Here is a 13,916-nt window from a genome sequence, read left to right as displayed (position 1 = left end):
TGAAAGTTTGGAGGATAAATAATGCGTAAAATCGTAGTTGGTTCAAGAAGAAGTAAATTAGCGATCACTCAAACAAAATGGGTGATCAGTAAACTAAAGGAATTAAATCCGGATGTTGATTTTGAAATCAAAGAGATTGTCACTCGTGGTGATAAAATTCTTGATGTTACGCTCTCAAAAGTTGGGGGAAAAGGACTATTTGTGAAGGAAATTGAAGACGCCATGTTAAGAGGAGATATTGATATGGCGGTTCATAGTATGAAGGATATGCCTTCTATTTTGCCTGAAGGATTAATGATTGGGTGTATACCTGAACGTGAAGATCATCGAGATGTGATTATTTCTGAATCGAAGAAGACGTTCAGAGAGCTTCCAGAAGGTGCCGTAATAGGAACTAGCAGTTTGAGACGTGGTGCACAGTTGAAAGCCATTCGTCCGGATGTGGAGATTAAGTGGATTCGCGGAAATATTGACACGCGTATACGTAAGCTTACAGATGAAGATTTTGACGCCATTGTACTAGCTGCAGCGGGTCTACACCGTATGGGGTGGTCAAAGGAGATTGTTACAGAATACCTTGATCCTGATTTGTGTGTACCGGCTGTTGGACAAGGTGCTTTATCGATTGAATGTCGAGAAAGTGATGATGAGCTACGAGCTATTTTAAATCAATTCAGTGATTATGAAACGACGAAAACAGTATTAGCGGAGCGAGCTTTTCTTCATACCCTCGAAGGTGGATGTCAGGTGCCGATTGCCGGTCATGCGACGCTTAAGGATGAGACGCTTACGGTTACTGGATTAGTGGGAGAACCTGATGGTTCGATCATTATTAAAGAAATGGAAATTGGTGATGATCCTATCCAGGTAGGGAACACACTTGCAAATAGAATGAAAGAACAGGGAGCTAAGGATATCCTCGACCGTGTGAAAGAAGAATTAGACCAATGATCTCGCCGCTCTCAGGAAAGCGTGTATTGGTCACGAGAGCTCGGGAGCAGGCAACATCATTTACGAAATTAATTGAAGAAAAAGAGGGGATTTCTATTGAAATCCCTCTTATTTCATTCGAATCTCGGAATCAATTGTTGAATTCGATCACGTTGAGTGAATATAGCTGGATTGTGTTTACAAGTGCGAATGGTGTGCGGTTTTTTTTGAAGCAAGCGAAGGTTCCAATAGGTGTAAAGGTTGCAGCGGTTGGAAGTAAAACAGCTAAGGCCCTAAAGCGATATGGGATTGAAATCAATCTTATGCCAAAGGATTTTATAGCAGAAGGGCTTGTAGCTGCTTTGTCTCGCAAGGCTGACCCAAATGAGAAGATGCTATTACCAAGAGGGAATCTTGGTCGAGCAGTATTGCCGGGGCAATTAAGGGATCTTGGATTTAACGTAACTGACTTACCTATCTATGACACAGTCATTCCTTACGAGTCCAGGGCAGCATTGAAAAGAGTGATTGAAGAGCGGGAGTGTGATGTGATTACGTTCACTTCTTCGTCAACGGTCCACCATTTTAATCAACTTCTTCAAGCCGAGAATTTGAAAGATAAGCTTAAAGGGATCACAATAGTGGTAATCGGACCTATTACTGAAAAGACGCTACTGTCTTATGGGATCGTACCTCAGGTAGTCCCTGATCAATATACAATTGAAGGAATGCTTGATAGCCTTGAGCATTTCTTTGAAAAATAGGAGGAAAGTATAATGGAAACAGGAAACTTTCATCGTCATCGTCGTTTAAGACGATCTGAATCAATGAGATCACTCGTGAGAGAAACCTATTTACATAAAGAGGATTTCATCTATCCCATATTTGCAGTTGAAGAAGAGAATGTAAAACGCGAAATTCCTTCTATGCCTGGTGTTTATCACTATTCATTAGACCGTTTGAATGAAGAGGTACAGGAAGTTGTTGACCTTGGCATTAAGTCAATTATGATGTTTGGTGTACCAAATCACAAGGATGCGGTTGGATCAGAAGCATACTGTGATACTGGAATCGTGCAAAGAGCTATTGCACAAATTAAAGAAGCGTTTCCTGAATTAACTGTTATTGCAGATACATGTCTTTGTCAATATACGGATCATGGCCATTGTGGTGTGATCGAAAACGGGTATGTACAAAATGACCAGTCTCTAGAGTTACTTACTAAAACAGCGGTTTCTCAAGCGAAAGCTGGAGCAGATATGATTGCACCGTCGAATATGATGGATGGGTTTGTATCAGCTATTCGCAAGGGTCTTGATGAAGCGGGCTTTGTTGACGTCCCGGTGATGAGCTATGCTGTGAAATTCTCATCTGCTTTCTATGGTCCTTTCCGCGATGCGGCTCATAGTACTCCGCAGTTCGGAGATCGTAAAACGTATCAAATGGATCCTGCTAATCGACTCGAAGCTATTCGAGAAGCAGAGAGCGATATCGCAGAAGGGGCAGATTTCTTAATGGTTAAACCGGCTCTTTCTTATCTTGATATCATTCGTGAACTGAAAGATCGTTATCCTCTACCGATGGTTGCCTATAATGTAAGTGGGGAATATTCCATGATAAAGGCTGCGAGTCAGAACGGGTGGCTAAATGAACAAGAGGTTGTCCTTGAGAAATTAACAAGCATGAAGCGCGCAGGAGCAGATTTAATTATCACATATTTTGCGAAAGATGCTGCTCGCTGGCTAGATCAATAGAACTGAAAGAGAGGGGTTGTAAAAATGGGTAATTTTGATCGTTCTAAGGAAGCTTTTCAAGAAGCATCTAAAGTAATGCCAGGTGGTGTGAACAGTCCAGTTAGGGCGTTTAAATCAGTTGGTATGGATCCTATTTTTATGGAAAAAGGAAAAGGATCTAAAATTTATGATATCGACCAAAATGAGTATATTGATTACGTCCTTTCGTACGGACCACTTATTCTCGGTCATGCTGATGAACAGGTTGTTGATCGCCTTAAAGCTGTGACAGAGCTTGGAACGAGCTTTGGTGCACCAAGTAAGTATGAAACGAAACTAGCTGAACTAGTGATTGATCGAGTCCCATCTATTGAAATTGTTCGTATGGTGAATTCAGGAACGGAAGCCACTATGAGTGCTTTACGTTTAGCTAGAGGATATACTGGCCGTAATAAAATCCTTAAGTTTGAAGGCTGCTATCATGGTCATGGGGATTCGTTATTAATAAAAGCAGGTTCAGGTGTTGCAACGCTTGGGCTACCTGACAGTCCTGGCGTACCTGAGGGAATTGCGAAAAACACGATTACGGTTCCATATAATGATCTTGAAAGCTTACGTTACGCATTCAAAGAATTTGGAGATGACATTGCCGGCGTCATTATTGAACCTGTAGCAGGTAACATGGGGGTCGTCCCACCACAGCAGGGCTATCTTGAAGAAATTCGTAAGATAACGGAAGAGAATGGCACACTTCTTATTTTTGATGAAGTTATGACAGGCTTCCGCGTTGGGTATAATTGCGCTCAAGGATATTACAATGTTACACCCGATCTTACGTGTCTAGGTAAAGTTATTGGCGGTGGGCTCCCTGTTGGCGCTTACGGCGGTAAGAAAGAAATCATGGACCAAATCGCACCAAGCGGTCCGATTTATCAAGCGGGAACGTTAAGTGGAAATCCGCTAGCTATGACGGCTGGGTATGAAACCTTATCGCAACTCACACCAGAAAGTTATGAGGAATTTGAACGGAAAGCAGAGCGACTTGGAGAAGGACTTTCAAAAGCTGCTGCAAAATACAATATCCCTCATACAGTAAATCGTGCAGGATCGATGGTTGGTTTCTTCTTTACTAATGAAGATGTGATTAATTTTGAAACAGCATCCTCTTCAAATCTTGAACATTTTACAAACTATTTTAAAGAAATGCTTGAACAAGGGATTTCACTTCCCCCTTCTCAATTTGAAGGAATGTTCTTGTCAACCGCCCATACAGATCACGATATTGATGAAACGATTGCGGCTGCAGAAGCGGCTTTCTCTAAACTAGTCTAACCTAAAGCTACCGGCATTTGCCGGTAGCTTTTTCTATGATAAGAAATTGAAAACTTCTTCATTCTTTTTCAATTTAGACATAATCCTGTGAATCACTCATACATGTGTAATGTATGGATAATGTTTGAAAGGAGGAGAAGGCATGCCTGAAGGCTCATATTTGCATTTCTCCGTGGAGGAGCAGGTCTGGTTAAAGAAAGGACAGGAAGTTGAAGAGGTTCTATCTATCTCACTTGACCCTGAAATTTCGATTGAAGAGTATGAGGATTATGTAGCTGTGAAAGGCTGTTTATATTTAACGGGTGAATATTTGCAGCGTGACCAAACAGATGAGGAAGTTATTAACGAAGCTTCCCCTTATCGTTCCATTCATGAGGTGAACGTTAGAGAAGATGGTACAGCGTCAATGGGGCATCGTTTCCCTGTTGATATTACGATTCCAGCAAGCCGTATAAGGAGTCTCGAGGAAATTTTCGTTACGGTTGACACGTTTGATTACTCTCTAGTGGAAGAGAATTGCCTTCAGTTGAAAGCAGATATTTCCATTAGTGGCATTCAGGGGGATCAAAATCGTGTGGAAGAGGACGAAGCTGAACTATACGTTGTAGAAGAGGACGAAGGGACAGAGGATTATACAACAGAGGAAGATGCAATCTGGGAGAATGATATTAAATACGTTGATGACAATGAGGAAGAATCATTGGAACAGGCCTATCATTTACGCGCTCCACAAGTAGGTATGAGAGCTAAGTCAGACTCATATGAAGTAAATGAACTAGAGAACGATGATCAAGAGCAGCCGGAACCCACGTATGACTTTCTCACGAGAATGGCTAGGCAAATGGATGGTTCCAATGAATATAATAACCAGCCAATCGTAGAAGAAACGAGGTCATATCAAGACGATCATTATAACTATGAAGAGGAGGAACAAGAGCGTCAGGAAAACCGGAATCAAGCACCGCGCGAAGAAAATGCGCTCTATCTTACAAGTATGCTGACAAAAGAAGAAGAACAATTTTCGAGAATGAAGATGTGTATTATCCAGCCTGGGGATTCGTTAACCGAAATAGCGGAACGCTATCGAGTCCTACCAAGTCATCTTGCGCGCGTTAATCGACTTGAGGAAGATGAAGTGAAGGAAGGACAGATCTTATATATTCCTGTCAATCGTTAACTTAAATTGTTTGCTGCCCCTACCTTTTGGAATGTTGCAAATAAGGTAGGGGATAAAGGGGTAATTGAAATGGATCTCGTAGCGATCATTGAAGAGAAGTATGATCTAAAAGTTGTCCAATGGTTAGAGAAACCACAATTGATCATGACCCATTTAGGTAAAAGAAAACTATCATACTGGCGGGATCGGGATTTGCTTGAGTATCATCTCAACTTCCGTGACCGTCTTTTTTCTCAACATGGACTTCTTTGTAATCGAATGATTCGAACAAGTGAAGGGAAAGGATTTATCCGAATAGAAAACGATTATTTGACTATACATGATCATGTAGAAGAAGTTTACCCATTGGACGTCGTTCCTGAAATGAAAGGATATTTACTTGCGACACTACTAAGTACCGGAGATGAGAAGGCTACTCTTACATTAGATTTCCCTTATCGTAAGACGTTAGAAGAGTTATCATCTATAAAATTAACGTATAAGGAACAATACTTGTTACTTGTTAACCTTATTCCAGAAGTGAAAAAGCGTCTGAATTTTGAGGTGTGTTATTCGCTTCCATTCATTCCATTTACTCACCAAGTTTTAAAAGAGGTTTTAGGCCAAATCTACTTTGAAAGTAGCGACGAATCACCTGTTTCTGCTTCCGAAGTTATTAGGAAAGAAGTTCAATCCTGGTATGCTCTTAAAAACTCCCATCATTTTGTAAAATGCTTTGAAGCGTTAGTGAATGGCGTGGAAGACGATATGAAACACAGACTTATTCAGGCTATTTTTGCTCCATGGGAGTGGCAGGAGTGTATTCAGGCATTGCAATCGAATATGAATGACCCTGATCAGGTCATGAAAGAGTTTATTGATAAGTGGGAAGCAAATAGAGATATGTTAAGGGAACTTGAGCTCTCCCTTTCAGATAGGAGGGTTACCTTCTAATGAGCGATCCAGCACTCTTATTTCAATATGATTTATATCCTGAACGGGTTGTACAAATGGGGAAAATCACAAAGATCGAAACAGAGAGAGGCGCGTTTGCTTTAAAAAAAACGAAGCTTAGTAAAGAACAGATGGATCGTATGCTTTATCTAGAGGAGCGGTTTAAACAGCTGAAATTCGAAGGTTATGTACCGCTTGTTCGAACAAAGTATGGGGATTCCTTCGTTTATCAAGGGAACAACATCGTTTATTTAACGCCATGGGTAGATGAAAGGGAAACAAGTCCGGCTCAGAAAAATGAGCTTCTCGTTCATAACCTAGCTGAATTACATGGCTATACTGCTAAAGAGCAAGCTTTTTCTGAAGAAGTGATCAAACAGTCGTATCAGAAAATGGTTTTATTAAGAGAAAGTAGACAATTTGAAATGGAGAAATACGTAAGTCAAATTGAAAAACGCATTTATCTTTCGCCATTTGAGCTTACCTTTGTATCACATTTTCACATGCTGATGAGGTATTGTGAGCTCGCGAAAAGAAGATTAGATGACTGGTATGAGCAAATTCTGGAAACAAAACGGTATCGAAGTGTTCTCTGTCACGGAAAATGCTCTCCTTCTCATTATGTATCAAGCGGGGGGAGAGGGTATTTCATTAATTTCGAAAAGTCAGTTAGCGATACTCCTATAAGGGATGTTGCTTATTTTATTCGCTCATCTATTCAACCTTTTCAATTCAACCCTGCTGCCACAACTGCTCATCTTGCCAGATATGAAGCCCAATTTTCTCTTAATGATGAGGAAAAGGAGCTTCTTGCAAGCTATTTATATTTTCCAGAGTCGGTTTTTAATAGCGTGTCATTATTTAATGAAAACCGACAACAATGGCCACATATTAAGCATGTCCGCCTATTTACGAAAAAAATAGAAGTGATGAATGGGATAAATAACGTTCTAGAAAGCTTCTAGATCCATTCAAAGTAAAAGCACACTTCTAAGGCAACAAGGATTATTAATATGAGTACATCTATAGATGTTGGAAAAAGGATTGTTCGGATCGTTTGAAACACAATAAACGGAGGTACGAACTGAGCGCAAATATCTCTGAACTTATATAACGAGGGTGGGATCTGAAAGCGATTCATTCCACCAAACCGTTTTTTCATATCAGGTATTCCCCTTTGTTTTCAGTTATTGTTACAAATAGACTATGTGGGAAGTTGGAATTGGGTGATTAAGGCGGGAGCGAACTGGCTAAGCTAAGAAAAAGGGCTCTTATGATCTTGACGATCTCGAATCAAAAAGGTAAACTTAGTGATACAAATAGTCGACAGGCAAAGATAGGGAGTAGTAGAATGTGAACCCTTCAGAGAGAGAAGTCATTTGCTGAAAGATTTCTCAGGATCGTAGCATTCGAAGTCGCCCTTGAGCTGTTTCTCTGAACGAGTAGTAGGAGAATCCGGTAATCCCGTTATTCGAATGAAGCGTACAGCTAACGTTTATTTAGCTGTAAATAAAGGTGGTACCGCGAAAATACTTCTTTCGTCCTTTTCCTAAGGATGGAGGAAGTTTTTTTGTTGTCTAAAAAGCTTACACCTTCGTGGAAAGAGAACAAGGAAAGCCGAAGAAATGTCCTGAGACTTATTGAATGGAAAGGAAGAGTGACAATGGCGAATAAAGAGCTAACGATGCCGACGAAGTACGACCCGAAGGCAACAGAGCAGAAATGGTACCCGTATTGGGTAGATGGCAAATTTTTTGAGGCAACAGGTGATAAAGATAAAGAACCTTATACAATTGTAATCCCCCCGCCGAACGTTACAGGTAAACTACACCTCGGGCATGCTTGGGATACAACGCTTCAAGATATTCTATCGCGTGTAAAGCGTATGCAGGGATATGATGTTCTCTGGCTTCCAGGAATGGACCATGCTGGGATTGCGACACAGGCAAAAGTTGAAGGGAAGCTCCGCGAAGAAGGTACCTCGCGCTATGACCTTGGCCGAGAGAAGTTCCTAGAGAAGTCGTGGGAATGGAAAGAAGAGTATGCGGATTTTATTCGTAGCCAGTGGGCGAAGCTTGGTCTTTCTCTAGATTATTCAAGAGAGCGTTTTACACTTGATAACGGTCTTTCTGATGCAGTACGTGAAGTATTTGTGAAGCTATATGAGAAGGGCTTAATTTATCGCGGTGAATATATTATCAACTGGGACCCACAAACAAAAACGGCCCTTTCAGATATTGAAGTTATTCACCAGGAAGTAACTGGTCACTTCTATCATATGCGCTATCCTCTTGCAGATGGCTCAGGACATATCGAAATTGCAACAACGCGTCCTGAAACAATGCTAGGTGACTCAGGTATTGCGGTTCATCCAAAAGATGAGCGCTACAAGCACCTAGTTGGCAAGAAAGCGATTTTGCCAATTGTAGGTCGTGAAATTGAAATTGTTGCGGATGATTACGTTGATATGGAATTTGGTTCAGGCGCTGTGAAAATCACTCCAGCTCACGATCCGAATGACTTCGAAATTGGTAACCGTCATAACCTTGAGCGCATTCTCGTAATGAATGAAGATGGGTCAATGAATGAGAATGCCGGAGAGTACAAGGGCATGGACCGATTTGAATGCCGTAAGAAACTTGTGAAAGATTTACAGGATAAAGGAATCTTATTTAACATTGAAGAGCACGTTCATTCCGTAGGTCATTCTGAGCGAAGCGGTGCTGTTGTCGAACCTTATCTTTCAACACAGTGGTTTGTTAAAATGGGGCCTCTTGCTGAGCAGGCGATTGCTCTTCAGAAGTCAGACGACAAAGTGAACTTTGTACCTGAGCGTTTTGAAAAAACGTATTTAAATTGGATTGAGAACATTCGTGACTGGTGTATTTCAAGACAGCTTTGGTGGGGGCATCGTATTCCGGCGTGGCATCATAAAGAAACTGGAGAGATCCACGTTGGACTGGAAGAGCCAGCTGATATTGAAAACTGGGAGCAAGACGTTGATGTTCTAGATACGTGGTTTAGTTCAGCGCTTTGGCCTTTTTCTACAATGGGATGGCCAAACGAAGACGCTGAAGACTTTAACCGTTTCTACCCAACAAACGTTCTAGTAACGGGTTATGACATTATTTATTTCTGGGTAGCTCGTATGATCTTCCAGGGTATTGAATTTACAGAGCAGCGCCCGTTTAACGACGTCCTCATTCATGGACTTGTACGTGATTCTGAAGGACGTAAGATGAGTAAATCGCTCGGTAACGGTGTCGATCCAATGGATGTCATTGAGAAGTACGGTGCTGATTCCCTTCGTTTCTTCCTATCCACTGGCTCATCACCAGGTCAGGATCTCCGTTTCTATTGGGAAAAGGTAGAGTCTACGTGGAACTTTGCTAATAAAATTTGGAACGCTTCTCGTTTTGCTTTAATGAATATGGATGGCATGACGTATGAAGAACTTGATTTAACAGGTGAAAAATCGACAGCTGATAAATGGATTTTAACTCGCTTAAACGATACGATTGAACAAGTGACGCGCCTGATTAATAACTATGAGTTTGGTGAAGTGGGTCGCTACCTTTACAACTTTATCTGGGATGACTTCTGTGATTGGTATATTGAAATGGCTAAACTACCGCTCTATGGTGAAGACGAAGTAGCTAAGAAAACAACTCGTTCTGTTCTAGCTTATGTACTTGATCAAACGATGCGTCTTCTGCATCCATTCATGCCTTATCTTACTGAAGAAATCTGGCAACACCTTCCTCATGAAGGTGAATCGATTACCGTTGCAAGCTGGCCAGTAAAGAACGAAGAACTTCACTTCCAAGAAGCTGCTGCTGATATGGCGCTTCTAACGGAAGTTATTCGTTCAGTACGTAACATTCGAGCTGAAATGAATGTGGCACCAAGCAAGCCGATTGAACTTCGTATTAAGCCGAAATCAGCTGATACTCAGAAACAGCTTGAGCAAAATAGTCAATACATCGAACGCTTCTGTAACCCAGAAACCTTGACTATTTCAGCGGAACTTCAGGCACCGGAAAAATCGATGACGGCTGTTGTATCTGGAGCTGAATTATTCTTGCCGCTTGAAGGGTTAATCAATATTGATGAAGAAATCGAGCGTCTAAAAGGAGAAATGAAGAAGCTAGATTCTGAAGTTGATCGTGTTCAGAAGAAGCTCGCTAATGAACGCTTTATTAGCAAAGCTCCTGAGAAAGTCGTCGAAGAAGAACGAGCGAAAGAAAAGGATTATCTTGAGAGACGAAGCAACGTAGAAGCTCGTATAAACGAACTAAAAAAATAAGAAAATGACGAATCTCTTTTAGAGATTCGTCTTCTTTTAAGGAAGGAGCGGGACGCATGTTTCACTCATATGACGAAGCGGTGAGTTGGATTCATAGTTTATTAAATCATGGCATAAAACCAGGTTTAGAGCGTATGGAATGGATGCTGGATCAGCTCGATCATCCAGAAAGACGGTTAAAAACGGTACACGTTGGCGGAACGAACGGAAAAGGATCAACCGTTACGTACTTGCGGACGGTGCTCGAAGAGTCAGGATATGAAGTAGGAAGCTTTACTTCTCCTTATATTGAATCGTTTAGCGAACGAATCGCTATTAATGGACAACCGATTAATGAAGAAGACTTAGTTGCTCTATGCAATCGTGTTCAGCCTCTTGTTGAGATGGCTGCTGTCTCTCCGCTTGGGTCACCAACTGAATTTGAAGTGATTACGGTTATCGCTCTCTTATATTTTGGGACAATTGCCTATCCAGACCTTGTTTTGATGGAAGTTGGTCTTGGCGGACGATTTGATTCAACCAATATTATTAACCCGCTTGTAAGTGTGATTACAAATGTCGGATACGATCATACGCACATCCTTGGGAGTGATATTAAGCAAATTGCTTATGAAAAAGCGGGGATCATTAAGTCAGGGGTTCCTCTTGTGACAACTGCTGAAAAAGAAGAGGTACTCACTCTTTTACATGAAACGACCAAATTGAAAAAGACGAAAATTTATCGATTGAATGAAGAGTTTTCTATTAAGGAGCAAATGAGTGATAAGGAAGGGGAGCGTTTTTCTTTTCAATCACCTTACCGTAAACTAGAAAATCTACACATTCAGATGAAGGGTGAGCACCAGGTAAAAAATGCAGGCGCAGCGCTTATGACACTTGAATATTTACGTGTTTTCTATGGTCTACATATTGAACAGGATATGATTCAGCGCGGACTGGAGAGAGCAACGTGGCCAGGTCGATTTGAACAGCTTCGTTCAAATCCGACTATTGTTGTGGACGGTGCGCACAATCCGGAAGGTGTCGAAAGTCTTGCTAACACGCTTAAGCAGCATTACCCTGAGACACGCATACATGTTATCTTTAGTGCTCTTGGTGATAAAGATATTGAATCGATGCTAAAACCACTTTATCTTCTAATTGAGACTATTTCGTTTACTACCTTTGAATTTCCAAGAGCTATATCAGGTGAGGAGTTGTCGAATAAAGCGACTTTTGCTAATAAGAGATATGAGGAAAACTGGCGGAAAGCCATCCAGGTGATGATGGATGAGATGATTGAAAATGACCTGCTTCTGATAACGGGCTCTCTTTACTTTGTCTCTGAAGTTCGCCGTTTTCTAAAAAATTAGAATTTTATAGAAAAAGCTAGGACTTTTTCGCCATTTTTTGCTAAAATAGAACTTAACCACATTAATATGGAAAAATATTCTTCCTGAGTTTGGAAGATGGAGGGGGAAACAATTGACTGCATTAATGAAACGTAAAGTTTGGTTGGTATGGCTTTTGTTCTGGCCACTACTCATTTTTGCAACGTTCTATTTCTTTCCTCCTGTATTATCAGGAAATTGGGCAGATGTTCTTGCATTGTTTGTGCTTCTTGCTGTTGTTGCTATGATGCCAATTAATGTAAAGGGGACTGACCTTTTTTTTATCCAGGGGATCTCGCTTGCTGTGTTCTTAAGGTATGGTCTATTTGTCGAAATGATCTTAACTCAGTTAGCGATACTCGTTTTTCTTTTAAACTTACGTGTCACAAAAAAAGATAGTCATCGTTATCCTGTTAACATGCTGATGTTTATGCTTGTTTCACTCGTTTCCGGAGGACTTTTCTATTTACTCGGTGGTTCAGTAGGTGAATTCTCTGGTGATGCGATTACGCAGCTCGTTCCTTCAATTGCATACATCTTATCGCTTATAGTTGTAAATCAAATTCTCCTACATTTTTTAAAAATTTATATTTACAAAGAAGCTGATACTAAATTTTTTGGTAAAGATATGCTCTGGGAAGCGATATCAACTGGGGTGACTCTTCCTGTTGGCTTCTTACTATATATGCTACATACATATCTAGGTACAGTCGCTATTTTCTTTGTAGGCGTACCATTTATACTGGCTTCTCTTATGCTCAGGCTCTATTATTCCAGCCAAAAAGTAAATAATCTTCTTCAGCAGACAAGTGAAATAGGACAGCAAATCACACAATCTCTCGATACTGATGAAATATTAAATGTCTTCTTAAATGAAGTGAAAGATATGTTTCTTGTGGATTATGCTTATATTATGGATGCCGAACATGTGAAGCGACTAACGGTTATTAAACGATATGAGAATGAGCGTGGCATCGTTTCAAAAGAAGAAAGTAACCTATACCAGGAAGGTATCAGTTCAAGGGTGTGGCGAAGCGGACGAAGCCGCTTGTATACGAAGAGGTCTCAGTGGAAGAATCTTACGGAAGGTGTGCTTTCTGATGCTGCCAACTCAGTAATTTCCGTCCCAATGAAGCGGAATAAAAATGTTGTAGGCATCATTACTCTTGCTTCAGACCGCGTCCGTTCTTATGAGAAACATCACATTCTTGTCCTGCAAATACTAGCTAACTATTTAGCCGTTGCTGTTGATAATGCTAGGCATTATGAAGAGACGAAAAGGCGAAGTGAACGATGTCCATTAACGAATTTATACAACTTCAGGTTTTTTGGGGAGTTATTGGATGAGAAATACAAGCGTTTTGACAAAACGCCTGATCCGTTCTCTATCATTCTGCTCGACCTGGATCATTTCAAGAAAGTGAATGACACGTTTGGTCATCCTAGTGGAAATGAAGTGCTTTGTGGGGTAGCAAATCGACTTGAAGAAGAAATTGGAGGCAGAGGCACCGTTGCAAGATTTGGTGGAGAAGAGTTTGTCGTTTTGCTAGAAAATCATTCTCATAAGAAGAGTGTTCAAGTAGCAGAAGATTTACGATGTTCCATCGCGGATCGTCCATTTGAAATTTATAATGATCTCGATAACGGCAATCGCCAGGTTATTTACGTAACGGCTAGTATTGGTGTGGCCACGGCTCCTGATCAGGGAGAGGATGCGCAAACGTTGATACGAAACGCGGATCGAGCGATGTACACTGGAGCAAAGCAGCAGGGGCGAAACCGCGTTGCGAGCTATGTTGGATAAATAAGAAAATCCCCGTTCTTCACGAATTGTGAAGAACGGGGATTTTATAAGAATTCCTTTTGGAACGTTCAATTGGAACGGGTTCAACAATTTACTTAAAACACAGGGTTGTACGGTCTTGAAGTAGGAAGATGTTCTGAGTATCGTTGGTTGGTAAGTGATTTGTAGTCGGTGGGGGTACATTTTCTTGAAAATTTCTTTGTTGGAAATAGCCATAACCGCATTTCTAATATTTGTTGATATATGGGTAAGGTGATTTTCGTTTCACTTTAATAGCATTAAAACAACTATTAATCCTGAAATCACTTTATATACATACCGTTTTTCTTAA

Annotated in this window: 10 protein-coding genes and 1 other annotated feature; all 10 genes read left to right on the top strand. The window is 40.9% G+C overall.

All coding sequences use genetic code 11. The features are described from left to right. The first annotated feature begins 21 nt into the window (after window positions 1-21). The 10 genes from hemC (at window position 22) to AC0VYJ_RS15415 (ending at window position 13,585) form a co-directional block, all read left to right on the top strand. Window positions 22-951, top strand: a complete 930-nt coding sequence (hemC, locus tag AC0VYJ_RS15460; RefSeq protein WP_475365562.1) for a hydroxymethylbilane synthase — start codon at window positions 22-24, stop codon at window positions 949-951. A gap of 26 nt (window positions 952-977) precedes the next feature. Further along, complete coding sequence (locus AC0VYJ_RS15455; protein ID WP_475365561.1) at window positions 978-1,694, top strand: uroporphyrinogen-III synthase; 717 nt, start codon at window positions 978-980, stop codon at window positions 1,692-1,694. Between the two features lie 12 nt (window positions 1,695-1,706). Then, complete coding sequence (gene hemB, locus AC0VYJ_RS15450; RefSeq protein ID WP_430244006.1) at window positions 1,707-2,684, top strand: porphobilinogen synthase; 978 nt, start codon at window positions 1,707-1,709, stop codon at window positions 2,682-2,684. 24 nt (window positions 2,685-2,708) lie between these two features. Then, window positions 2,709-3,995 carry a glutamate-1-semialdehyde 2,1-aminomutase gene (hemL, locus tag AC0VYJ_RS15445; RefSeq protein WP_404681437.1) on the top strand — a complete coding sequence of 429 codons (1,287 nt, stop codon included), beginning with the start codon at window positions 2,709-2,711 and terminating at the stop codon, window positions 3,993-3,995. 142 nt (window positions 3,996-4,137) lie between these two features. Continuing rightward, entirely contained in the window at window positions 4,138-5,172 is a 1,035-nt protein-coding gene (gene spoVID, locus AC0VYJ_RS15440; RefSeq protein ID WP_475365560.1) for a stage VI sporulation protein D, read from the top strand. A gap of 69 nt (window positions 5,173-5,241) precedes the next feature. After that, window positions 5,242-6,105 carry a hypothetical protein gene (locus AC0VYJ_RS15435; protein ID WP_430244008.1) on the top strand — a complete coding sequence of 288 codons (864 nt, stop codon included), beginning with the start codon at window positions 5,242-5,244 and terminating at the stop codon, window positions 6,103-6,105. Continuing rightward, a complete protein-coding gene (locus AC0VYJ_RS15430; RefSeq protein WP_475365559.1) occupies window positions 6,105-7,070 on the top strand; it encodes a phosphotransferase in 966 nt (321 codons plus the stop codon). The genes AC0VYJ_RS15435 and AC0VYJ_RS15430 overlap by 1 nt, the downstream gene beginning before the upstream one ends. A 359-nt stretch (window positions 7,071-7,429) precedes the next feature. Beyond that, window positions 7,430-7,654: a binding site (T-box leader), on the top strand. 114 nt (window positions 7,655-7,768) lie between these two features. Further along, window positions 7,769-10,411, top strand: a complete 2,643-nt coding sequence (locus AC0VYJ_RS15425; RefSeq protein ID WP_430244348.1) for a valine--tRNA ligase — start codon at window positions 7,769-7,771, stop codon at window positions 10,409-10,411. A gap of 56 nt (window positions 10,412-10,467) precedes the next feature. After that, the gene (locus AC0VYJ_RS15420) at window positions 10,468-11,763 is read left to right on the top strand and encodes a bifunctional folylpolyglutamate synthase/dihydrofolate synthase (protein ID WP_475365558.1); all 1,296 of its coding nucleotides are present in this window, start codon (window positions 10,468-10,470) and stop codon (window positions 11,761-11,763) included. Window positions 11,764-11,875: 112 nt separating this feature from the next. Continuing rightward, window positions 11,876-13,585: a sensor domain-containing diguanylate cyclase gene (locus AC0VYJ_RS15415; RefSeq protein ID WP_475365557.1), complete on the top strand. Its 1,710-nt coding sequence runs from the start codon at window positions 11,876-11,878 to the stop codon at window positions 13,583-13,585. The last annotated feature ends 331 nt before the right edge of the window (window positions 13,586-13,916 follow it).

The organism is Anaerobacillus sp. 63XJN7_5_ISO-PGPR-S23-430 (assembly GCF_056173695.1).
Note: the sequence above shows the minus strand (reverse complement) of the source record. Positions and strands in the feature narration are given on the sequence as shown.